17 protein-coding genes are annotated in these 23,492 nt (G+C 69.0%); 4 read left to right on the top strand and 13 right to left on the bottom strand.

Annotated elements, in window-relative coordinates; genetic code table 11:
• Nucleotides 1–3 precede the first annotated feature (3 nt).
• The 8 genes from FSY98_RS09995 to FSY98_RS09960 all read right to left on the bottom strand — a co-directional run bounded on the left by FSY98_RS09995 (nucleotide 4) and on the right by FSY98_RS09960 (nucleotide 10,666).
• On the bottom strand, nucleotides 4–600 hold the full coding sequence (locus FSY98_RS09995) for a short chain dehydrogenase (RefSeq protein ID WP_144876218.1): 597 nt from the start codon (nucleotides 598–600) through the stop codon (nucleotides 4–6).
• Between the two features lie 111 nt (nucleotides 601–711).
• Entirely contained in the window at nucleotides 712–2,277 is a 1,566-nt protein-coding gene (locus FSY98_RS09990) for an ABC transporter substrate-binding protein (protein WP_186307611.1), read from the bottom strand.
• A gap of 147 nt (nucleotides 2,278–2,424) precedes the next feature.
• Nucleotides 2,425–4,284: an ABC transporter ATP-binding protein gene (locus FSY98_RS09985; protein WP_144876214.1), complete on the bottom strand. Its 1,860-nt coding sequence runs from the start codon at nucleotides 4,282–4,284 to the stop codon at nucleotides 2,425–2,427.
• Nucleotides 4,281–5,138 carry an ABC transporter permease gene (locus FSY98_RS09980; protein ID WP_144876212.1) on the bottom strand — a complete coding sequence of 286 codons (858 nt, stop codon included), beginning with the start codon at nucleotides 5,136–5,138 and terminating at the stop codon, nucleotides 4,281–4,283. Before FSY98_RS09980 ends, FSY98_RS09985 begins: the two co-directional genes overlap by 4 nt.
• Nucleotides 5,135–6,100: an ABC transporter permease gene (locus FSY98_RS09975; protein ID WP_144876210.1), complete on the bottom strand. Its 966-nt coding sequence runs from the start codon at nucleotides 6,098–6,100 to the stop codon at nucleotides 5,135–5,137. Before FSY98_RS09975 ends, FSY98_RS09980 begins: the two co-directional genes overlap by 4 nt.
• The gene (locus tag FSY98_RS09970; protein WP_144876208.1) at nucleotides 6,097–7,059 is read right to left on the bottom strand and encodes an isoaspartyl peptidase/L-asparaginase; all 963 of its coding nucleotides are present in this window, start codon (nucleotides 7,057–7,059) and stop codon (nucleotides 6,097–6,099) included. The genes FSY98_RS09975 and FSY98_RS09970 overlap by 4 nt, the downstream gene beginning before the upstream one ends.
• Nucleotides 7,060–7,202: 143 nt before the next feature.
• On the bottom strand, nucleotides 7,203–9,329 hold the full coding sequence (locus FSY98_RS09965; protein WP_144876206.1) for an arylsulfatase: 2,127 nt from the start codon (nucleotides 9,327–9,329) through the stop codon (nucleotides 7,203–7,205).
• 5 nt (nucleotides 9,330–9,334) lie between these two features.
• Nucleotides 9,335–10,666: an ADP-ribosylglycohydrolase family protein gene (locus tag FSY98_RS09960; protein WP_222119146.1), complete on the bottom strand. Its 1,332-nt coding sequence runs from the start codon at nucleotides 10,664–10,666 to the stop codon at nucleotides 9,335–9,337.
• 172 nt (nucleotides 10,667–10,838) lie between these two features.
• Here FSY98_RS09960 and FSY98_RS09955 point away from each other — a divergent pair, with 172 nt between their 5' ends.
• Nucleotides 10,839–11,780 (top strand): LysR family transcriptional regulator, encoded by a 942-nt coding sequence (locus tag FSY98_RS09955; protein WP_222119145.1) that lies wholly within the window; start codon nucleotides 10,839–10,841, stop codon nucleotides 11,778–11,780.
• Here the strand turns inward: FSY98_RS09955 and FSY98_RS09950 are convergent, their stop codons facing one another.
• From FSY98_RS09950 to FSY98_RS09930, 5 genes are all read right to left on the bottom strand, one after another.
• Entirely contained in the window at nucleotides 11,781–13,685 is a 1,905-nt protein-coding gene (locus tag FSY98_RS09950; RefSeq protein ID WP_186307610.1) for a CocE/NonD family hydrolase, read from the bottom strand.
• A 4-nt stretch (nucleotides 13,686–13,689) separates the two neighbouring features.
• Nucleotides 13,690–16,086 (bottom strand): prolyl oligopeptidase family serine peptidase, encoded by a 2,397-nt coding sequence (locus FSY98_RS09945; protein WP_186307609.1) that lies wholly within the window; start codon nucleotides 16,084–16,086, stop codon nucleotides 13,690–13,692.
• The gene (locus FSY98_RS09940) at nucleotides 16,083–17,147 is read right to left on the bottom strand and encodes a proline racemase family protein (protein ID WP_222119144.1); all 1,065 of its coding nucleotides are present in this window, start codon (nucleotides 17,145–17,147) and stop codon (nucleotides 16,083–16,085) included. The genes FSY98_RS09945 and FSY98_RS09940 overlap by 4 nt, the downstream gene beginning before the upstream one ends.
• Nucleotides 17,148–17,297: 150 nt before the next feature.
• Nucleotides 17,298–18,548: an FAD-binding oxidoreductase gene (locus tag FSY98_RS09935; protein WP_144876198.1), complete on the bottom strand. Its 1,251-nt coding sequence runs from the start codon at nucleotides 18,546–18,548 to the stop codon at nucleotides 17,298–17,300.
• An 80-nt stretch (nucleotides 18,549–18,628) separates the two neighbouring features.
• On the bottom strand, nucleotides 18,629–19,531 hold the full coding sequence (locus FSY98_RS09930) for a LysR family transcriptional regulator (RefSeq protein ID WP_144876196.1): 903 nt from the start codon (nucleotides 19,529–19,531) through the stop codon (nucleotides 18,629–18,631).
• 117 nt (nucleotides 19,532–19,648) lie between these two features.
• Here FSY98_RS09930 and FSY98_RS09925 point away from each other — a divergent pair, with 117 nt between their 5' ends.
• Genes FSY98_RS09925 through FSY98_RS09915 form a run of 3 tightly spaced genes read left to right on the top strand, consistent with a single transcriptional unit; the run spans nucleotide 19,649 to nucleotide 23,474 of the window.
• Nucleotides 19,649–20,803: an ornithine cyclodeaminase gene (locus FSY98_RS09925; protein WP_144876194.1), complete on the top strand. Its 1,155-nt coding sequence runs from the start codon at nucleotides 19,649–19,651 to the stop codon at nucleotides 20,801–20,803.
• Nucleotides 20,800–22,206: a glycerate kinase gene (locus tag FSY98_RS09920; protein ID WP_144876192.1), complete on the top strand. Its 1,407-nt coding sequence runs from the start codon at nucleotides 20,800–20,802 to the stop codon at nucleotides 22,204–22,206. The genes FSY98_RS09925 and FSY98_RS09920 overlap by 4 nt, the downstream gene beginning before the upstream one ends.
• Nucleotides 22,203–23,474, top strand: a complete 1,272-nt coding sequence (locus FSY98_RS09915) for an enolase C-terminal domain-like protein (protein ID WP_144876190.1) — start codon at nucleotides 22,203–22,205, stop codon at nucleotides 23,472–23,474. The genes FSY98_RS09920 and FSY98_RS09915 overlap by 4 nt, the downstream gene beginning before the upstream one ends.
• Nucleotides 23,475–23,492 lie beyond the last annotated feature (18 nt).

Here is a 23,492-nt window from a genome sequence, read left to right as displayed (position 1 = left end):
CACTCACCAGACGCGGAAGACCTGCCCCGTCTCGATCCCGTAGGCGGACCGCACATACGCCTGCGCCACCTCGGGCGCCGTGACCGAGCGGAAGCCCCGGAACGCCTCGCTCGTCTCGCCTGGTTCGAGGACGATCGTGGGGCTGACCGCGTTGATCCGCAGTCCGCGCGGCAGGTCCAGGGCGGCTCGCGCGACGAACCCTTCGAGGGCACCGTTCACCGCGGCTGTGACGACGCTGCCCGGCACGGCATGCTGCGCCAGGATGCCGGAGGTCAGCGTAATGGAGCCGCCGTCGGCAAGACGCGGCAGCGCGGCCAGCACCACCGAGATCTGTCCCCCGAGCTTGCTCGCGAATCCCGCATCGAAGTCCTCGCCGGTAGCGTCGGCCAGCGCCACGGACGGCACTTTGCCGGCTGCCACCACGACGGCGTCGATCTCGCCGACGGCGCCGAAGAGTCGATCGATCGACTCGCGGTCGACGATGTCGACGGAGTGGTCGCCGGAGCGGCTGGCCGAGACGACCTCGTCGCCGAGCTCCGTGAAGGCGTCGGCGACCGCGGCACCGATCGTGCCTGTACCGCCGATGAGCAGAAGACGCATGTCTCTCCTTGTTCGAGTGCGAGTGTTCGACGCCGGCGACCGCCATCGCCCCACGGAGAGGGCACCGGCCGACGATCCGACCGGTGCCCTCGCTGACGCGGGCGTCGCCCGCTACTTCTTCTTGATCTCCAGCACGTACGGCGCGACATCCGTCGAGAACGCGTTGAACGTCGGCCATTCCACCGCATCCCCCAGCGCGACGTTGATGTTGCCCGCGTAGAGCGGCACGTAGGGCACGTCGTCGGCGACGATTGCGAGCAGCTCGGAGTACGCGGCGAATCGCTCGGCCGGATCGGTCGTGGCGTCGCCCTTCGCGATGAGCTCGTCCACCTGAGGGTTGACGTAATCGGCGAAGTTGTTCTGGCCGATCTCTGTCGCCGAGCTCGACAGCGCGTTCTTCGGCATGCCACCGGGGTCGGGCGTGCGGTTGTTGAAGAACGAGTACTGCACGGGCACCTCGGTGTGCGGCTGCGAGAACGTGTTCGTGTACTCCGCCTCAGACAGGACCCGGACGGTCAGCGTGATGCCGAGCTCGCTGAGCTGCCCGGCGATGGCCTGCGACGCCTCGACATAACCGCCGTAGGACGGCGTCTGCAGCTCGGCCTCGAAGCCGTCGGGCACTGTCGACTGCGCCATCTCAGCCTTCGCGGCCTCGAGGTCGAAGTCGTACGTCTCGATGGACCCGAGCAGAGAGTCCACCTCGTCCTGCGTGGCGATGGAGAGCAGCTGCGACGGCGGGATGATCGTCGAGTCGGGTTCGGCGTTGCCACCGATCACGTTGACGATGTCGTCTTTGTTGATCGCGTAGGCGACGGCGCGACGCACGTGCACGTCGTTCCACGGCGCGACCTGCGTGTTCATGACGAAGAGCCCCTGACGCGTGCCCGGAACCGTCGTCACCTCGACGTCCGCTGCCGACGCGAAGGCCCGCGGGTCGGCGGGGAACGCCACGTCGAGCGCACCGGTGCGGAAGGCCAGCGCCTCGCTGTTCTCATCGGCGAAGCCCGTGAGGGTGACCGAGTCGAACTCGGTGTCGCCACCCCAGTAGTCCTCGTTGGCCGAGTACGTCGCCTTGCCGTTCGAGGTGTTCAGGTCGTCGAGCACATAGGGACCCGTGCCGACGAGCCCCGCTCCGGCCTTGCCGAAGTCGTCGCCGGCGCTCTCCTGCTCCGAGACGTCGAAGATGTAGCCGTTCATGGCGAGCACGTACTGGAAGCTCGCGGTCGGCGCGTTCAGGGTGACGACAACGGTCTTGTCGTCTTCGGCGACGACGTCGGCGATGTCGCCGTAGCGGAACGATTCCGAGAACTCCGGGTTTCGGGCGTAGTTGATCGAGCCTGCGACGTCGTCGGCGGTGAGCTTCTCGCCGTTCGAGAAAGAGACATCGTCCCGGAGCGTGTAGACGTAGGTCACGTCGTCGCGCTGCTCGACCGATTCGGCGAGATTGGGCTCGACCTCACCGGTGGCACTGAGCTTCATCAGGTATTCGAGCATGAACGCATCGACCTGCCGGGCGAAGCCCTGCCCAGGGTCGATGTTGGAGAAGTCGAGACCGACGATGCCGACACGCAGCTCATCGCCTCCGCCGCCCTGACCGCCGCCCTTGCCGCCGGCGCAGCCGGCCAGCACCAGAGCCGTCGAGACGGCCCCGACGGCTGCCCATCGTGCTCGTCTCATGAATCGTGTGCGCATCGTTGCTGTCCACCTTTTCTCTCGGGTGCGGGACGTTGACCACACGCTGTCACGGGCCTCGCACCGCGAGGTAGTCGATCCTTGTTTGTGCAGCCGAAGGGCGATCTTTGGGCTAGGAGAAGTCCATCACGATCAGCCGCGGGCTACGGGCACGGCGCCGCCGTCGAGCCATGCTCCCGACGCCTGCGGCACCGAGGCCATGAGCTTCTTCGTGTAGTCGTGCTGCGGGTCGTCGAGCACGTCGACGACCGCGCCCGACTCCACCACCCTGCCGCGGTGCATGACATAGACACGTTCGACGACCTGTCTCACGATCGAGAGGTCGTGCGTGATGAAGAGATAGCCGATGCCCTGCTCATCGCGGATGCGTGAGAACAGATTCAGCACCTGCGCCTGCACCGACACGTCGAGCGCGGCCACCGGCTCGTCACAGACCAGCAGTTTCGGGCGCGCCGCGAGGGCCCGAGCGATGGCGACGCGCTGATGCTGGCCACCCGAGAGGGCGACCGGTTTGCGCTGCGCGAACTCCGCCTCTAACCCGACCGAGGCGAGCAGCTCGATCACGCGCTGGTCAGTGCGACGTCCGTCGGGATCGTTGATCGATATCGCCTCCGAGAGCGCGGCGCCGATCGTATGCGATGGGTTGAGTGACGAGTACGCGTCCTGGAAGATCATCTGCACCGTGCCGCGCAGGGTGCGCTGGTCGCGTTTCGACAGCCGGGCGCGGTTCGACGCATCGATCCCGGCGATCTCGAGAGTGCCGGAGCTGAGGGTCTCGAGCCCGGCGATCGCCCGGCCGAGAGTGGTCTTGCCCGACCCCGATTCGCCGACGAGTCCGACACCCTCACCGGCATCGAGCGCGATCGACACGGAGTCGAGGGCTACGACCGGGCCGCGCGCGCCACGGAACTCCTTGCGGGCGTCCGCCACCATGACGAGCGAGTCCGGATTCTCGACGACATGGGGCACCGGCACCGACGATTGCGCGACCGAGCGCTCACGGCGCATCTCGTCGCGGATCTGCTCGACGCGCACGCACCGTGTCTCGCGTCCCGGTTCGGCCTCTCGCAGCGCTGGCCGCTCAGTCGTGCACTCCGGCGCGGCCCAGGCGCAGCGGCTCGCAAACGGGCACACATGCGCCACGTCCGCCGCGGCCGGTACGGAGCCAGGGATCGCGACGAGCTCGGCCACACGCCGGTCCGCGGGCGATTCCGACAGCAGCAGGCCCAGAGTGTACGGATGCAGCGGCTCCTGTTCCAGCTTCTCGGCTGCTGCGGTCTCGACCATGACGCCGGCGTACATGACGTAGGCGCGGTCGCACATCGAGAACGCGATGCGCAGATCGTGGGTGATGAGGATGAGACTCATCCCGCGTGATACCTGCAGCTGCTTGATCAGGGCCAGGATCTCGCGTTGCGTCGTGACGTCGAGCGCTGTCGACGGTTCGTCGGCGATCAGCAGGTCGGGTTCGCGCGCGAGCGCGGCGGCGATGGCGATGCGCTGCCGCATCCCCCCGGACAACTGGAACGGGTAGCGGTCGAGCACGCTCTCATCGGTGATGCCGACCTCGGCCAGACGCCGCAGGACCTCCTGTCGACGCTCGGCGCGGCTCATCCGCTGCCGTTCCTCACGGCGCAGCGACTCCTCGATGATGCGACCGCAACGGTAGACGGGGTTCAGCATCGTGAACGGGTTCTGCATGATGAGGCCGATGCGACGCCCGCGCACCGACTGCCAGACCTTCTCGGGCAGGCCGATCAGCTCGGTGCCCTCGAAGTCAGCCGATCCCTCTGCGACCACACCGCGAGGGAGCAGACCGATCAGGGCCTTCGCGGTCATCGACTTACCACTGCCCGATTCGCCGACGATCGCGATCGACTCCCCGGGGGCGAGAGTGAGATCGACGTCCGAGACGATCATCCGATCCTTGGATCCGCCGGTGACCCCCAGCCCGGTGACGCGGAGTCCCTGTTCGACCTGTGCAGCGCTCATCGGGTCGCTCCCTTGCTCGACAGTCGTTCGTATCCCCAGTCGCCCAGGATGCTCACGATCGTCGCGGTCACGACGATCAGCACAGCGGGCGCGAGCACGGCCACAGGGTTGACGAACAGCAGACTCCGCCCCTCCGCGACCATCAGACCCCAGTCCGCGGTTCCCGGGGGCACGCCCAAGCCGAGGAACGAGAGGCCGGCCAGGGCCACGAGGGCGCCGGCGAACTGGATGCTCAGGTTGGCGATCGCGACCGGCGCGACGTTGGGGCCGATGTGCCAGATCATGACGCGCAGGTCGCTCACGCCGATCGACTTCGCCGCCTCGACATAGGGGCGCGGCACCTGCTCGAGCACGGCACCGCGCACCAGGCGGATGTCGGCGGGCACGGTGAGCACGACAAGCAGCGCGACGGCGAGCCAATATCCACCGCCGAACGCTCCGGCCACGACGATGATGACGAGCGTGCCGGGCAGCGAGAACACGAGGTCGGCGGTGCGCATGATGATCGCATCGATCACGCCACCCCGATACCCGGCGATGAGGCCCAGGATGCTTCCGATCAACAGCGAGCCGACCGCGATCGTGAGGGGGCCGGCGACCGCGCTGGCCGTGCCGGCGAGCAGCCTCGAGAGGATGTCGCGGCCGAGTGCGTCGGTGCCGAACAGATGCGCGGCGGACGGACCGGACAGCCCGAGGCCGAGATCCTGCTGCCCAGGGTCGTACGGGCTGACCAGGCGCCCGAAGAACGCGAGGAACACGACGGCGGCGAGCAGCACGACGCAGATCGCGATCAGCCCGTTCGGCCGTCGGCGCGGCCTGTCGAGCCGCGGGGTGATGGCGATGTCGATGGTCATGCCAGCACCTGCTTCCTGATGCGGGGGTCGGCCGCCATGTAGGCGAGGTCTGCGAGCAGGGTGAAGCCCATCACGATGGTCGCGATGACGAGCGCGGTGCCCTGGATCATCGGCATGTCCTGGGCGTTCGCGGCCTGCACGATCAGCTGCCCGAGCCCGGACACCGAGTAGGTCACCTCGACGAACACGGCGCCGATGAGCAGGTAGACGAGCGTCATCGCCGTGACGCCGAGGATGGGGATCATCGCGTTTCGCAGGATGTAGCGGAACAGCACCTCGGAGCGCGTGAGCCCGCGGGCTCGCGCGAAGGCGACGAAGTCCTGATCGACGACGGCGATCACGGCGGCGCGGGTGTGCTTGACGATGAACGCCGAGCCGACGATCGCGAGCGATAGAGCGGGGAGGGCCAGGTGCCAGAGCCTGTCGAAGAACTCCGGCTCCCCCGCTCCGAAGGCGGGAAACCAGCCGAGCGTGATCGAGAAGATGAAGAGCACGAAGATGCCGCTCACGAAGGCGGGGGTGCTCACGCCGACGACGGTCATCGTGACGAGTCCGCGGTCGAGGGCACTCTGCTGACGAAGCGCGGTGATCACGCCGATCGTGATGCCGAAGGTCATCTCGAGGACGAACGCGAACAGTGCGAGGAAGATCGTCACCGGGAACCGGCTGATGATCTCATCGGCCACCGGGAGGGTCGATTGGATGCTCTCACCGAAGTCGAAGCGCAGCGCACCCTCCAGCCAGATCCAGTACTGGGTCAAGAAAGGCTGGTCGAGGTGATACTTCGCCTCGAGCGCCGCCACCGTCTCGGGGGTGCGCGGCTGGTTGCCGAGCAGGATGTCGACCGCCGAACCCGGGGCGAGATACAGCAGGGAGAAGACGACGAACGAGATGAAGAGCAGCAGCACGAGAACCGTGAGAACTCGGCGGCCGATGTACAGCGCGAGCGGAGGGACGCTCATCGCTGCAGCTCGACCCCGGGCCAGGCCACGGTGATGCTGTCCGACCGTACGGGCGCCTCGTCGCCGGCGCGCATCGACACGTGCTGCAGGGCGGGGCCGGTGGTGAACGACCGGACCTGCCCGTCGGGGGTCAGCAGGATCGTGTTCATGATCGCCGAGTCGGGGAAGTCGAGGGCGATCGGCAGCAGATCCTCGATCGCGGCGCGCGCGGCGGCCTCGGCATCCTGACCCGCGGCGATCCGGGAGATGATGTCGCGCACGAGCCCCCCGCGGATCGATACCTCGCCGAGGCCGGTGCAGCCGGCCGCGCCGTAGCGGTTGTCGGCGTAGATGCCGGTGCCGATCACCGGCGAATCACCGATCCGTCCGGGGTACTTCCATGCCCATCCGCTGGTGCTCACAGCCACGGCGAGATCGCCCTGCGCGTCGCGGGCGACCACGTTGACCGTGCCGTGCACGTGCTCGGGGTCGGCGGCGAGCGCGGTCAGCTGCGCGAGTGGACCGCGGAACATCTCGAGCTTGCCCGGGAGGTGGCCGGCGATGCCCGAGCGCCAGATCTCGCGCGTCTCGTCTGTGAGCAGATCTTCGGCGGTCTGGCCGATCTCGTCGGCGAAGCGGGCGGCCCCGGCTCCGACGAGGAAGGTGTGCGGCAGCTTCTCCATCACGGCGCGCGCGACGGTGATCGGATGCCGGTACCCCTCGAGCGCGCCGACCGCGCCGACGCGCCGACGGGCGCCGTCCATGATCGCGGCATCGAGCTGCACGTCACCGATGAGGTTGGGGAACCCGGTGTAGCCCACGGAATGGTCGGCTTCGTTGTCTTCGACCACCCGGGTGACCGCCTCGACGGCCTCGACGGCTGAGCCGCCCTGGGCGAGGATTCGCCACCCGTCCGGCAGACCGATCTCGGCGTTGTGGCTGCCGGCGATCACCGCGCCGTTCAACGGAACCGTTGCCATGTCACTCCCCATCGAGACGTCCGTGGAGGACGTTCCCTGCACGATTTCTGCGAGTCTTTCACACGCTCAGCTAGCGAGGTACGTTTAGTTTCCTTCGCAAATCCCAAGAATAGCTTTAGGCACGATGCGGCCCGCCACGCCCGTCAGCGGCGATCGATCACCACACGATGAATCCGACCGTCGAAGCGCCGATCCGGGTGATAGTCGCCGCGTGGCAGACCCGTTCCCCGACCGATGTACAGCTGCGACACGGGTGGCAGTGCGAGCTCGTTCAGAACCGCGGCGTCACTCTCCTCCCCGTCGACGAGCAACTTCAGTGCGACCTCGCCGGAGGACGCACGCTCGACGGTGACGGACAATGTGTGACGCCCCCCGGCCAGCGCCCCGCCTGTGAGCACATGATCGGCGTCGAATCCGAACGTCACCGTCGGCCGCCCCTCAGCGACGTACCCCGCCCAGATCGGCCTCGTCGAGAACGTGTAGGGGCTCGGGTGATGCGCCCACAGCACCCCCGACGGCGCCGCACCCGCCTCGATCTCGACCGTCAGATCGAACGACGACGCGAACAGGTCGGTCGTCGTGACCGGCACCTCGGCCGGGAAGAGGATACGACGCGACGGGCCGGGGCCACCGGCATCCGCCCGGACCGAATCAGGGCGGTCGGGCGAGTCCGAGAAGGGAAGAACCTGGTTGGCCGCCGCCTCGGCATCCCACAGTTCGATCATCCTCTGCAGCCGCTCCGGCTCCTGTGCCGAGAGGTCGCGCGCCTCGGAGAAGTCTGCGGCGAGATCGAACAGCGACCAGTGGTCGGCCGCGAAGTCGGTGCTGCCCTCCATCGGCTGTTCCCACATGTCGGGGTAGGGCAGGTGGTCGGTGGTCGCGCGCCATCCGTCGTGGTACACGGATCGCGACCCGAGCATCTCGAAGTACTGCGTGCGACGAGGGCTCGGAGCCTGCTCGTCGTCGACGGTCGCCATCATGCTCGCGCCGTCGATCGGCTGCTGCTCGACCCCGTCGACCACCGGCTCGGCGGCGACGCCCACGGCATCGAGGATCGTCGGCATCACGTCGATCACGTGCGCGAACTGGCTGCGTACGGCGGCTGCGCCGTCGCCGATGCGCGCCGGCCAGTGCAGGATCAGGGGCGTCCGCACGCCGCCGAGCCACGAGTATCCCTTCCAGTACTGGAAGGGCGTCGTGCCGGCCCAGGTCCAGCCGCGCGCATAGTGGTTCGCCGTGCCCACACCACCGAACTCGTCGAGGTGCTCGAGCATCGTGGGGACGTCGTTCGCGGCGAATTTCGCCCAGGTCCCCGCCCGCGACGGATGGTGAGCGGCGCCGTTGTCGGACGTCACCCAGATGATGGTGTCGTCGAGCTGTCCGCTGAGTTCGAGGTAGTCGACGAGGCGTCCGATCTGCTGGTCGGTGTGCTCGAGGAAGCCCGCGTAGACCTCCATCTGCCGCGCGAAGACCCGGTGCGCATCGTCGTCGAGGTCGTCCCACGCCGGCACAGACGGCGGACGCGGGGTGTTCACCGTCCCGGGCGGGATCACGCCCTCGGCGAGCTGTCGCTGGAACCGGCGCTCGCGCTCCTCGTCCCACCCGTGGTCGAATGCGCCCCGATAGCGTTCGATGAACGAAGCGGGCGCCTGGTGCGGCGAATGCATCGCACCGGGCGCGTAATAGAGGAAGAACGGGTCCTCGGGGCGGCCCGCTCGATGGGTCTGCATCATCTCGAGCGCCTGCGTGGTGAGGTCCTCGGTCAGGTGGTAACCCTCGTCGGGCGTCTGCGGCTGGTCCACGCTCGAGTTGTCGCGCACGAGCGCCGGGAACCACTGGTCCGTGAGTCCGCGCATGAACCCGTAGAAGCGATCGAAACCCATCTGCAGCGGCCACCGGTCGTACGGACCCGCGGGGCCTGAATCGTCACGCGGAGCGATGTGCCACTTCCCGACCGCGAACGTGCCGTACCCCGAGGCGCGCAGGTGATGCGACAACGTCGCGGCTGAACGGGGGATGCGCCCGGTGTACCCCGGCGCCTGCGCCGGCAGGTCCGACAGCATCCCCATCCCGATCGCATGATGGTTGCGACCGGTCAGCAGACTCGCCCGCGTCGGCGAGCACAGCGGGGTGGCGTGGAAGTTCGTGTACCGGAGACCCTGCCGCGCCAGCCCGTCGATCACGGGAGTCGCGATGCCGGAGCCGAAGCATCCGAGCTCGGCGAAACCCAGGTCGTCGAGCACGACCACCACGACGTTCGGGCGGCGCATCGCGGTCAGCTCAGCGCGATGCGCGCGGTGCGGGCGGCGAGGTCGCTGATGCGGGAGCCATCGAAACCGCGCACCCCGCTGTCGATGCGGTCGTCGAGCGGATCGGTCCAGTGTGACGGGATGCCGGCGGTGCCGCTCATCACGCCGAGCACCGAGCCGACCGTGGCGCCGTTCGAGTCGGTGTCCATGCCGGCCTGCACCGTGAGTCCGATACCGGTCGTGAAGTCGCCCTCCGACCACAGCACCCCCGCGGTCGCGGCGGCGGCGTTGTTGACGGCGTGCACCCAGTGATAGTGCCCGTAGCGCTCGTCGACGCGGTCCATCGCCGCATCCCACTCGAGGCCCTCGTCGTAGGAGTCGAGCACCGAACGCACGGCTTCAGCCAGACGGGACCCCGGCGGCACGTGCCGCAGCGACTCGACGACAGCGTCGCGCGGGGAGGGAGCGGTGAAGGCGGCGGCGATGAGCGCCGCGGCCCACATCTCGCCGTAGACGCCGTTGCCGCGGTGCGAGAGGGTGGCGTCCTCGATGACCTGCAGCGCGGCGGCCCGCGGGTCGCCGGGATTGGTCCAGCCGTGGATGTCGGCACGGATCTGCGCGCCGATCCACTCCCGGTGCGGGTTGTGGTGGCCGCCGGTCGCCGGCGGGCGCACGCCCTCGACCAGGTTGGCGATCGCGATGATCTCGGCCGTGAAGGTGAGCAGGATAGGCAGCCTGCTCAGCCACTCCGTCGCGACGTCCTCGCCGGTGTATCCGCGTCCGTAGGTCTCGAGCACGTGCAGGCCGAGGATCGAATAGTCGATGTCGTCGTCGCGCGCCGACCCGCTGATGCGGCCGAGGGTCGTCTCGGGCCAGTTGTCGCGGAACATGTAGGCGGGATCGTCGTCGTCGGCCTTCGGCACATAATCGCGCAGCGGGTAGGCATCGACCGATTCGAGGTAGGCGCGGATGTGCGCCCTGGTCCAGTGGTTGCCGCCCTCGACGGGCTTGCCGAGGTTGCAGCCGGCCAGGCGCCCGAGCCACCCGCCGTGCACGCGATCCTCGACATCGGACGCGCTCACCGGCACGGGCGCGTCGGCGGGCGGGAGGGACGCCTCGATCGCGTCGCGACCCTCCGGCTCGTCGTACGACCAAGACGCGTCGCGCGGCAGGTCGTCGAGAGCGTCGAAGAGAGCGTAGACCTCGGTCTCGGGTGCGTCTTCGCCGAGCGCCGCGAACCTCTGCTCCACCGCAGAGGGGTCGAATCCGGTCTCCTGCCGCTGCACGAACTCGTACTTCAGCCGCGCCCGTGCCGACAGCTGCGGCTCGAGCGGTTCGAGACCCTGATACTCCACCACGATGTTCTCTCATTCCTTCGCGCGACGATACTTCCTCGTCGAGAGTGTCACGGCTCGTCGCGGGGAGGTACCGGCCTTTTCCTTGGCCTCGCAACAGCCGATCTTGCGGCTCGAATGTCCCGCAGAACTCGATGCTACCTTTAGTCTTCTCATCAAAACCCAAGGACGGCTTTTGACTCTTCGACAGCTCCTGTACTTCCTCGGCGCGGCCGATCTCGGATCGTTCACGGCTGTCGCCGCCCGCATGCAGGTCACCCAGCCGGCGGTCGCCGAGCAGATCCGACAGCTCGAGCGCTTCCTCGAGATCGACCTGTTCGTGCGACTCGGGCGCGGCCTTCGCCTCACGCCGGCGGGCGAGGAGTTCCTCCTGCACGCCCGCCGCGTCGTCGCCGCTGCCGAAGAGGCGACGAACAGCGTCGCCGAGATGCGCGGACTGCTCGGCGGCACCGTCACGCTCGGCGTCTTCGGCGCCCCCGCGCACTACGGCTTCGCCGGGCTGATCCGCGACTTCGCGGCGGCCCACCCCGAGGTGCGCATGCGATTGAAGGGGCGCAACTCTTCGGAGATCGCGGATGCCGTGCGCGCCGGCGATGTCGAAGCAGCGCTCGTGGTGCTGCCGGTCGACGACAAGGGCATCGACGTCGAGCCGATCGCCCGCGACGAGGTGCTCTTCGTCTCCTCCCGCCCGGAATCCGTCGCACAGCCGAAGTCCATCGTCGACTTCGCCTCCGGGTCGCTCGTGTTGTACGAAGCGCAGTACGCCGACGACGACCCCACGCGCCGGCAGCTCGCCGAACGCGCGCAGGCCGCCGGCATCCGTCTCGAGAACCACTTCGAGGTCGAGCACCTCGACACGGCCGTGCAGCTTGCCGCGAGCGGCCTCGCCGACACCTATGTGCCGCGCGCCGTCACCCAATCGAGCAGCTTCCCGGAGAACCTCGTGACCTGCTCGTTCGCCCCGCCCATGTACGACACCTTCGCCGTGATCACGCGCCGCGGGGTGCGGGTCTCCCCCGCCACCCGCGAACTGCTGCGCCGGATCGTGCGTCACATGCGTGCGGTCACCGAACCCGTACGGACGCCGCGGCAGAGCGCCGCGGAGCAGCCGAGTTGATCAGCTGTCGTCTGGCAGCAGAGGCAGGATCACGCGCGACGTGCGCGCGCCGCCCCAGTGCACGGTGTTACGGGCGATCACCGCTTCGGTCTCGTCGAAGTTGGCCCCTCCCGTATTGAGGTTGCGCTCGTACACGGGGAAGCTGCTCGACGCGATCTCGATGCGGATGCGGTGCCCCGCGCCGAACCGGTTGCCGGTCACCATGTTCGGCAGGGTGAGGCGGTACACCTCGCCCGCCACGGCGAGCGCCGGGCTGTCGAACCCGTCGCGGTAGCGCAGCCGGAGGCCGTCGTCGGCGAGGTTGATCGCGGTGCCGTCGGGGTGCACGTCGATCAGCCGCACGATGAAGTCGGTGTCGGCGGCCGAGGTCGATACGTGCAGCTCGACCTCGATCGGCCCGACCACCGTGACGGCCTCGTCGAGCGGCGGCGTGCTGAAGACGACCACATCGCGCCGCGCCGAGACCGCGCGCTGATCGAGCGCCGCGTGGAAGCCGAGATCGCCTCCGACACTCGGGGTCGGGTTCATCGGGTCGTACACCCAGCTCTCGCTCGACTCCTCTGCGGGCGGCTCGGTCGAGAGGCCCCCGGCCTCGTTGCGCTGCCACGCGTCGGCGTCTCCGGTCAGGTAGTAGGACGTCGGCACCACCGCGGGCGGCGGCCACGACTCGGCCGCGATCCACCCCTGGTTCATCACGAACAGCTGCACGGGCGGCATGTCCGTCACATCGGTGTCGGCGCCCCGCACGAAGCGGTCGAACCAGGCCAGATAGAGCTTCGGGAAGCCGTGGTCGACGCCGCGGTAGCGCACGTCGCCGAGGTGCACGTCTCCGAACGAGAAGTCGCGCATGTCCGGCGCGGGCATCGCGTCGATCTCGGTGGTCGTGAGACCGGCGAACATCGCCTTCGCGGTCTTCTTCGTCAGATCGTAGGGCAGCTCCTGCCAGATCGCGCAGTGCGGCCCGCCGCCGATGATGAGGTGCTGGTCGGGGGTGGCAAGGCTCTGCAGGTGCGAGAACAGCCGGGTGGTCTCGCCGATCGCGATGTCATGCCAGCTGTTGATGTGGATCGCGGGCACCCGCGGCTGGTCCTCGGCGCCGACCAGCTCGACCTCGGCCCACGCCGGGTCGGCCGGGGTGCGGGTCATGTAGGCGTCGAACGGGGATGCCGGTGCGCCGGCGTGGCGCAGCACGTCGCCGCTCGGCAGGTGCCGCAGGTTCTCGGGCGTGATCGGGCGCCACGTCCGACGCGCGGCGAACGTCGCATAGTTGCGCAGCCGCTGCCGCTCGTCCTGCGTCGCCCCCTCGGGCAGGAGGGGCTTGTCGGTCGGCGCGAGCAGGCCGTACCAGTGCGCCCAGTTCGCGAGCATCGGGATGCCACCGCGGTAGAACGCGCCCTGCGTGTCGTTGCCGGGCACACTGCCGACGGCCGTTCCCGAGGCGCCGGGCACCATCGCGGCGTGCGCCGGGTTGTTGCCCGCGGCGAGCGGCCACTGGTGCTCGCCCGAGCTGGAGCATCCGATGGTGCCGACCCGCCCGTTCGACCAGGGCTGCGCGACGATCCAGTCGATCGTGTCGGAGCCGTCGAAACGCGCTCCGGCGAGGTAGTCGATGAAGCGTCCCTCGGAGAACAGGAAGCCGCGCTCGTTCTGCACGACGACGGCGTACCCCTGCCGCACGAAGTAGTCGACCCACTTCGTACGCACCGCCCCTTCGCCGACGTCCTTGTCGTAGGGCGTCTTGACCAGCACGGTGGGCAGCGGGCCCTCGGCGCCGTTCGGCAGGTAGAGGTCGGTGGAGAGGTGCACGCCGTCGCGCATGCGCACGTGGATCTCCTTCTCGACCTCGAAGTCGTCGAAGACCGACTCCGGCAGCGGCCCGGTCCAGTAGGCGTCATCGATGTGCATGCTGTCACTCTTCCGGGTCGAGGTACGCCACGATCGCGGCGTCGGTCTGTTCGCGCTGCATGACGATGCCGCGCAGGTCCTGCATACGCACGGGCGGCGGTGGCGTGCCGCCGAAGAGGTGCGTGACGAAGTAGTCGAGGCGGCGGCGGGTGCCATAGCCGGTGACTTCATGGCCGGTGGTCGGCAGCACGACGAGATCGACGTCCTTGTTCTCGTCGATCAGTGCCTGCACGAGCTGGAACAGCCCGGCCGGATGCACGCCGAAATCCATCAGTCCATGGATCAGCAGCAGCTTTCCAGACGCCTGCGCCGCGTGCGTCTTGACCGCCTGCCGCTCGTACGCCTCCGCGTCGAAGAGCCCCTGGTAGCGCTCACCGTACGCGTGCCCGAAGAGCCGCAGGTCGTAGTTGCCCGACGCCGCGACGGCCACGGAGAAGACATCGCTGCGCTGCAGCGCAGCACGCGCGGCGAGCGTGCCTCCGCCCGAGAAGCCGGTGATGCCCAGACGACCGAGGTCGATCGGATGGGTCTCGGCGAGTTGGCGGATCGCCGCGACGTGGTCGTCGAGGTCGGATGCCGTCTCGGTCGCCCGATACGACGCGAGGCGGAACGAGCGCTCGCGGTTCGCCGTTCCCCGCCCGTCGAGCAGCAGGCAGTACGCGCCCAACGCGGCATACCCGGCTGCCTCGACGTAGGTGGTCGTGGTCGGGTGATCGACGAACGCACTCGTCGGCACGAGCGATTCCTGTGGCGCCCCGTAGACGAGGTCGATGAGCGGATGCCGCTCGCCTGCGTCCACGGCGACGGGCTCGAAAAGTAGACCCCAGAGTTCGGTGACGCCGTCGGACGCAGTGACCTGCACGGATCGCGGCCAGCGCCAGCCGTCGGGGAACCCGATGGCCCGCGCCTGCTCCACCACGCACACCTCACTGCCGTCGCGCCGGCGGAGCACGGAGCGCGGCAACGCATCCACGGCGCCGACAGTCTCGACGAAGTACTCGCCGGCCGGTGCGTAGCCGCTGATGCGTCCGATATCGGCTCCGCGGGTGCGCGAGAGCACGGCGATGTCCCAGGACTGCGGGCGCCACACGCGGTGGTCGCCGCCGCCCCCGGACACGATGCGCACGACGCCGTCGTCGAGACCTGAGACCGCCACACTGCGCAGGTACGGATTGTCATGGGGGTCGACGCCGCCCGCGAGGAAGGCCACCTCTCGGCGGACCGGGTCGACACGAAGCAGTTCTCGCACCTGCCACTCGCCTGAGGTGAGCGCGCGCACCTCGCATCCGGTGACGAGGTCGTACAGATAGAGATGCCCGCGACCGGTGCGCTCCGAGAACCAGATCAGCTCATCGGTATCGGGAAGGGGAATCACGAGGGCCGGGTCGTACACGCTGACGCTCAGCTCGAGCGGCTCCGCGGCCTGCTCGCGGAACACCGTCGAGGTGTGCCCCGTGCTGATCTCGAAGGCCACGACCTCGGCCGCGCATTCACCGCGCTCGACATCGACGAAGTAGGCGGTGCGCCCGTCGGCCGACCACCACGCGAGCTCGGCGGCGAACGGGGTGTCACCCATGCGCGTTGCAGCGATCGGTGCCCGTTCCGGCACGAGTTGGGCGCCCTCCACGGCATCCAGAACGAACATGCGGAAGCGGGCGATGTGCTCGTCACCTGGCGCACTCGTCTTGTTGCGGTGCGCGATGGGTCGCTGACCGTCGGCGGGCACGAATGTCATCGCGGGGAGGTCCGCGACAAGTCGCTCGTCGGTCTGCAGCGTGAAGAAGTGGCGCGAATCCTTCGACCAGAGGCCGTCGGGCGCGGTGCGCAGACCGTACTTCGCGTACACCTGGCGCATCGAGCCGACGCCCATGCCGTACGCGTTGTCCTCCGCGCCGTCGGCGGTGACGCGGCGCTCCGACCCGTCGGTCAGGTCGTGCATCCACAGGTCATGGTCGCGCACCGAGATCGCGAGGCGACCGTCGGGCGACACCGACAGGTCGCCGCGAGCGACGTGACCGTCGCGTGCGGTGAGACCGCTCGCGTGGCCGAAGGCCCAAGAACGTCCCGCCCAGGCGAACTCGACCGTGTCGGCAGGATCGAGGCGCACCTCGAGGTCGCGCAGGATCACATCGGCTGCGGACAGAGCCTCGCCGAGATGCTCACCCATCGCATCGATAAGGGTGCGGTGCGTGACGACGAGCCGATTGTCACCGGTTGTCGCATCGACCACCCGGTACTCGACGCCCTCATCGGTCTGCCGCTCGTACCAGAACGCCGAGGCCCCCTCGATCCACCGCGGGTACACGGAGGCGTTCTGCACGAGGGCGTCGACGTCGAAAAGATGCTGGACCGCGGCGTAGCGGTCGGACCAGTCCGTCGTCTCGGAGTCGGATGCGGTCACGCCAGCTCCGGCGACCAGATGTCGCCGACTGTGAAGCCGGCGGGGAACAGGTCGGTCCGGTCGACCGTCCAGCTCGCACGACCGGTCACCCATGCACGCCCGTTGACGGTCGGGAGCACGGCGGGGCTGCCGGCGATCTCGGTCGTGCCGGTGAGGCGCCCGGTGAACTCGCTGCCGATGATGCTGCGGTGCACGAAGTCTTCGCCGACGCCGAGCACGCCCCTGGCGTGGAGCGCCGCCATCCGGGCACTGGTGCCGGTGCCACAGGGCGAGCGGTCGAGGGCACCGGTCCAGGTCGCCGGGCGATCGGCGAGAAGCAGTCCGTTGGTCATGATGACAGTGTTGCGGTTTTCGCGGCCGGGCTCGGGATCGCCGCTGTGCAGCATCACCAGCGACACCCGATCGATCTCGGGGTTGAGGGGGTGGGCGACAGCGACCTGATCCTGTGCGGCGAGCTTGATTAGCGCTCCCAGACGTGCCAGCTCGCGACCGTTCTCCGGTCGCAGCTCGACGCCGAGGTCGGCGGCACGCACCTGGGCGAAGAACTGCCCGCCGAACACGATGTCGGCTGCCACGTTCCCGATCTCGGGTACGACGAGGGTGCGGTCGAGCTCGACGACGTACGCCGGCACGTTGATCACGGTCACCGACTCGACCCTGCCGCCCGAGACATGCGCCTTGGCCCTGATGACACCGACGGCGGTGTCGATGGTGAGCTCGGTGACCGGCTCCTGCACCGGGATGCGGCCGGTCTCGAGCACCGCCGTCACGGCACACATCGTGTTGCTGCCCGACATGGGTGTGAAACCGCCGTGTTCGAGCACGATGATGCCGAAGTCGGAGCCGGGGTTCACCGGGTCCAGCACGAAGACGGCGCAGAGGCCCGGATATCCGCGGGGCTCGCGCAGCAGCATCCGCCGCACATCATCGAGGTTGTCGCGGCAGTAGGCGAACTTCGCTGCCATGGTGTCACCGCGCACCAGCGCGTCGGCGTTCATCACGATGCGCCCCGGTTCGCCCTCGGCGTGCACCTCGACGGTCTCCAGCGCGATCGCGCTCACGCGGCGCGCCGCTCGACGGCGATGGCGATCGGGGCGGGATTCATCTTCGTATCCTTCGGTCTGGGACTCGGGCTTGTCGAGTCTCCCAGCCGCCTTCGGGGGCAGGTAGATCGGTTTACCTTCGAGGCTCCCAACCGGAACTTGGGTCTGTCAGCGACCCCCGCGGAACCGCGCAGGAGAGAACGGATCGAGCACCGCGTTCTCACGTCCGTGCAGGATCAGATCGGTCATGACCCGCGCTGTTCCGGGCGCGAGGGTGACGCCCATCATTCCGTGGCCGGTGGCCACGTAGCCGTTGTCGAGCTTGCGCAGGCGACCCAGCACGGCCATGCCGTCGGGCGCCATCGGGCGCATCCCGGCCCGCGGCGAGATCTCGGTCGCGGTGGGCGGCTCCCAGTCGCGCAGCCACCCGGAGGGCGCCCGCAGGATCGCCTGCACCCGCACCTGATTGATCGTCTCGTCGAGGGGTCCGAACTCCATGGTTCCGGCGATCCGCAGGCGACCGTCGAAAGGCGTGATCGCGACCTTCGAGTCGTAGAGGTTGGTCGCTGAGCGCAGGCCGTATGGCGCCATCTCGATGCAGTATCCCTTGCCGGGTCTGATCGGGATGCCGACGCCCGCGCCGAACAGCTTCGAGACGTTGCCGCTCCAGGCGCCGGCCGCGACGAGGAACGCGTCGCCTGTGAATGTGCGGGCACCGGAGGACACGCTGCGCACCCGCCCGTCGCGCACCTCGGCGCCGTCGATCGGCGCGTTCTCGACGATCTCCGCGCCGAGTGCGCGCAGTCGCGCGACGAGCGCTTTCGTGAAGGCACCGGGATCGAGATGCAGATCCTTCGGGTAGTAGAGCCCGCCACGGACGCTGTCGTTCAGCAACGGCTCGTGCGCGCGCACATCGTCGCCGAGCAGCACCGTCGGTTCGAGACCGAAGCGGCTGGTCAGATCGACGTAGCCGAGGTGATGCCCCATCAGCTCCTGATCCTGGAAAGCCATGAGCATGCCCTCGTGGTGCAGCTCGTAGTCCATGCCGTCGGCGCGGTAGTCGTCGAACAGGTGAACGGAGTCCTCGGCGAGCTTCAAGCTCGCTTCGAGTCCTGCGCGCTGCGCCCTCCCGTTCGAGGCACGGAACATGCCGAACATGAACGACAGGAAGTCGAGCTTGAGCGACGGACGGATGTAGAGCGGGCTGTCGGACCGCGTCATCCACTTGAGCGCATTCGCGACGGCGCCGGGTCCGGGCAGCGGCATCGCATCGCCCGGGACGACCCATCCGGCGTTGACGTCGGCCGCGCCGAGGCCCGTGGCCCGTGCGTCGACGACGGTGACCGTGCCGCCCGCCTGCAGCAGATGGTAGGCGGTGGTGAGTCCGATGATCCCGCCACCGATCACGACAGTGTGCATGCGCCCTCGCTTCGCTGGAGCGACCATGACGGCACGCTCGTGTTGTCAAACAATCTGACCATACGGTACTCGGTTCGCACTCACAACTCTCGGCCTCCGGCAGCCGACGCCGCCTCGGCGAGCGCGTCGAGCACCGCGCGCACGGCGGGAATCTGGTCCGATCCGGTCCGATGCGCCGTGAACACCGACCGCGTCGGGCATCCAGGCAGCGCCGTGCGCCCGACCGCGGCACCCTCGCTGTCGAGCAGCAGCTTCGGCAGGATGGCAATGGCATGCCCGGTTTCGACCAGCCGCAGCTGTACGAGCAGGTCATCCGATTCGTACCGCACCTCGGGCTCCACTCCCAGGCGCCGGCACATGGCAAGACACCACGACCGTGCGTGACTTCCCTGCGGCTCCATCACCCAGGGCAGGGCGTCGGGGTCGCCCGCCACGATCGCCCCGGCGCGCCCCGCCGGGGAGGCCAGCACCAGCGGATCCTCGACCAGCGGGCGGCGCTCCACACCCGGCACTGCGGCGATCACCAGCCCTGGATACTCCTCGCCGATGACGATGTCGAACTCGCGCGCGGCGAGGGCACCCAGAGCTCTTCCCGGCTCGATGCGACTGACGAAGGTTCGCGGATGCGGCGAGCGCCGCTCGAGCGCCTCGATCGCGCGGGGCAGCAGCGCGAGGGATGCCGTCTGCAGCGCTGCCACGCGCACGTCCCCCGCCGGTGCCGACCGCACCGCGGCCACGGCGGCCTCGGCCCGTTCGACCTCACCGAAGATGCGCACGGCGTGCTCGGCGAGGATCTCGCCCTCGCGCGTGAGGCGGATGCCGCGTCCGACGCGCTCGGTGAGCGCCGCTCCGACCTCGCGCTCGAGCACCTTGAGCTGGTGCGACACGGTCGACGGACTGAAGGAGAGGGACTCCCCGACCGCGATCACCGACCCCCGGCGGTGGAGTTCCTGCAGGAGGAGGAGGCGGTCGAGATTCAACATGCGACTTACCCTATCTTTCGATCACTTCGAATGGTCATATCGGAAAAGGTCTGCTTGTGCCGCACGATCGGGTCCCTCGAAGCTGAACGGGTCCGCACGCACAAACTCCGAGGTGCCATGTCTCCGCGCTCTCCCTTCCTCTTCCTCTCCGAGGCCGACATGATCGCGGCCGGAGTCGATGACGCCGCCCGCAGCGTTCGCGTCGCCGACGAGGTCTTCCGGCTCCTGCACCGAGGCGACTACCTGATGGGCGGACCGCGGCGCAACAGCCACGGCCTCGTGGTGTCGTTCCCGAAGTGGTCTCCATTCCCGAACATGCCGCTGGACGGTCCTGATCGCCGCTTCTCGGCCATGCCCGCCTATCTCGGCGGACGCTTCGATCTGTGCGGCGTGAAATGGTACGGGTCCAATGCCGAGAACCGCTCCAAGGGTCTGCCGCGCTCGGTTCTCACCGTCATGCTCAACGACAAGGAGACCGGTGAGCCACTCGCCCTCCTCGCGGCGGGGCGCCTCAGCTCCTCCCGCACCGCCGCGGTTCCGGCGGTCGCGAGCCGTTACCTCCCTCGACGACGGCCGCGACGAGTGGCCGTCGTCGGCTGCGGGGAGATCAACCGACAGGTCGTTCGGGCGCTGCTCTCGCAGCATCCCGACATCGAGACGATCGTGTGCCACAACCGGTCGCGCGAGAAGGCCGAGCCGTTCGCGGCGCAGATCGTCGCGAACGGCTTCTCGGGGACCGTCGAGATCGCCGACACCCCGCACGAGTGCGTGAGGGACGCCGACCTGGTGACCGTCGCCGCATCGCGCACCGCGCCTCTGCGCATCGAGGCCGCCTCGTTCTCTCCGGAGGCGTGCATCCTGCTCAGCGGTCCGATGCAGTCGGACGACGCGCTCTGGACGTCGAGCACGGTCATCTGGGACCACGTTCCGCTGCACCAGGACTACATCGCCGATGCCAGGGTCAGCGGTGACACCGCAGCCGGCTTCGCGGCGCAGATCGGCGGTCCGCTGTACGCTCTCGCCGACCGCGGCCGCATCGCCGCCATCGACCGCGGGGTCGACCTCGGCACCGTCATGGTCGAGCAGCGCAGCCCCGCGGCCGGTCGCACCGTGTTCGTATCGAGCGGCATGGCGGTGTTCGACGTGGCGTGGGGGGCCGATCTGCTGCAGAGCGCCCGGGCGCTCGGCATCGGCACACCCCTCGAACTCTGGGGGACGGATGCCGCGGATGAGACGGATCCGGCATCCGTCCCCGCGGAGGCCGCCCGATGAAGGTCCGGAACGCCGACCGCCTGCTCGCGCGCGGCGACGAGGCGGCCCGGTCTCTCGTCCTCGCCATCGCGGAGGGCGCCCTCGCCCTTGTCGACGCATACCCGCGCATCCGTGGCCTCGTCCGCGTGGATGGTGACACGCTGCACGTCGGTCACCGTGAATGGAACCTCGACGCGATCCGGAACATCTACCTCGTCGGCGCGGGCAAGGCGTGCAACGCGATGGCGATGGCGGTCGAGCACGCCCTCGGAGACCGGCTCACACGGGGTCTCGCGGTCGTCAAGATCGCAGAGTCCGACGATCACTTCGTGCGCACCGACGTGCGGGTGGGCGGACATCCGCTGCCCGATCGTGCCGGCCATGACGCCACGCAGGAGATGCTCGACCTCATAGACGGCACCGGCCCCGGCGACCTCGTCATCGCGGTGATCAGCGGCGGAAGCTCCGCTCTGATGTCGGCGCCGATCGAACCGATCACGGTCGACGACGAAGCTCAGGCCACCGAGGTGCTGCTCACATCGGGCCTCGGCATCGCCGAGATCAACGCGGTGCGCCGTCACATCTCCCGCACCAACGGCGGCCGCCTCGCGCAGCGCATCCTCGCGCGCGGTGCCGACCTCATCGGCATCGGCATCTCCGACGCCGTCGGGCGGTCGGCCACCGGCGACATCGGCGAGCCCGACGCGTTCTACACCGGCACGCCGATCGGGCCCGATCCGACGACCCTGGCCGACGCCCGCGCGGCGATCGACGGACACGGCCTTCGAGGGCGGATGCCGCGCAGCATCCTCGACTTCCTCGACGCGGCAGGTCCTGAGCGGGAGACTCCGACCGAGCTTCCCGGAGCCACGTACTTCCTGCTCAACACGCTGCCCGACCTCGCGGCTGCCGCCGTGGACACGGCCCGCGCACTCGGAGTCGAGGCCCACGTGCTGACGACCTACCTCGAGGGCGAGAGCCGCGACGCAGGTGCCTTCCTCGCCGCGCTCGCACGGGAGGTGCAGACGACGGGACGCCCGTTCGCCGCGCCCTGCGTCGTCGTCAGTGGCGGCGAGACGGTCACGCAGCTGCGTCCGGAGGCCCCGATCACCGGCCACGGCGGACCCTCGCAGGAACTGGCCGTCGGTTTCGCCCTGTCCGCTCACCGCGTGCCGGGCGCCGCGCTGTATGCCATGGACTCTGAGGGCACCGACGGCACCACCCCCGCGGCCGGCGGTCTGACCGACTCGACGTCCGCGGCTCGAGCCGCGGACATCGGTGTCGACCTCCGCGCGGCGCTTCGCGGCCACGCCTCGTACGAAGCCCTCTCGGCCATCGGCGATGTGGTGGTCACCGGCAATACCGGCACCAATCTGTGCGACCTCAACATTCTGTACATCCCCGCCCTGGGAGGCTCCGCATGACAGTCGTGACCGGCATCCGTGCCCGCCAGATCCTCGACAGCAAGGCCCGCCCGATGGTCGAGGTCGAGGTCGAGACGGCGACCGGCGCGTGGGGGCGCGCCGCCGCCCCCACCGGATCGTCGGTGGGGGTGCACGAGGCGGCGATCCTGCGCGACGACGATCCGGCGAGCTACCGCGGGCAGAGCGTGCGGCGCGCCGTCGCCAACGTCACGGGGCCGATCGCGCAGCACCTCACCGGCCGCTGGTTCGACACGCAGGCCATGTTCGACGGTGCTCTGCTCGACCTCGACGGCACCGTCGACAAGCACGTGCTCGGCGGCAATGCGATCTATCCGGTATCGGTCGCCTTCCTCCGCGCGCAGGCCGCCGAGCGACGGCGGCCCGTCTACGAGCAGGTCGCGCGCGGCCCGCTCACGACTCTGCCCGTTCCGTGCTTCAACGTGCTCAACGGCGGACGCAACCGCGATGCGGTGCAGGCGTTCAACGAGTTCCTCGTGGTCCCGCACGGGGCGGCGTCGGTCGACGAGGCGGTGGAGATGGGCGTGCTGGTGTTCCAGGAACTCCCCGCACTCATTCAGCGCGCCACCGGACGCGGCGCCACGATGGCGAACTCGTTCGGCTACGCGGCCCCCTTCGCCGATCCACGGGCGGTGCTGGCGCTGTTGCAGGATGCCGTCGACGCGGCCGGCTGCGCGGACCGGGTCTCGTTCGCTCTCGACTGCGCATCGAGCGAGATGTACGACCCTGCCACGGACACCTACGAGCTGAACGGCGAGCGCGTCGACGCGACCGACCTCGTCGGACACCTGCGGGCGCTGACCAAGGAGTTCCCGCTGCTGTTCGTCGAGGATCCCCTCCACGAAGACGACTGGGCTGGGTTCGCCCTCGCCGTGCGTGAACTGCCGCGCACCTGGGTGCTCGGCGACGACCTCATCGTCACCAACCCCGTGCGCCTCGAGCGGGCGATCGCCGAGAGGGCTGTCGACGGTTTCGTGCTCAAGCCCAACCAGGTCGGCACGATCACCGAGGCGCTGCAGACGTTCGAGAAGGCGAGCGCGCTGGGGATGTTGGCGCTGCCGTCCGGCCGGTCGGGCGGGGTGATCGACGACGTCGTGATGGATCTCTCCCTCGGCCTGCAGGTGCCTTTCCAGAAGAATGGCGCTCCCCGCTCGGGTGAGCGCGTGGAGAAGCTCAACTTCCTCCTGCGTGCGGCCGAGCGGCTTCCCACCGCGCGACTGGCGGATCTGTCGCGCATCAGCAGGTTCTGACCCCCGTCCCGGTCCCGC

Source organism: Microbacterium sp. 1.5R, from assembly GCF_007667425.1.
In the GTDB taxonomy this organism is placed as follows: domain Bacteria; phylum Actinomycetota; class Actinomycetes; order Actinomycetales; family Microbacteriaceae; genus Microbacterium.
Note: the sequence above shows the minus strand (reverse complement) of the source record. Positions and strands in the feature narration are given on the sequence as shown.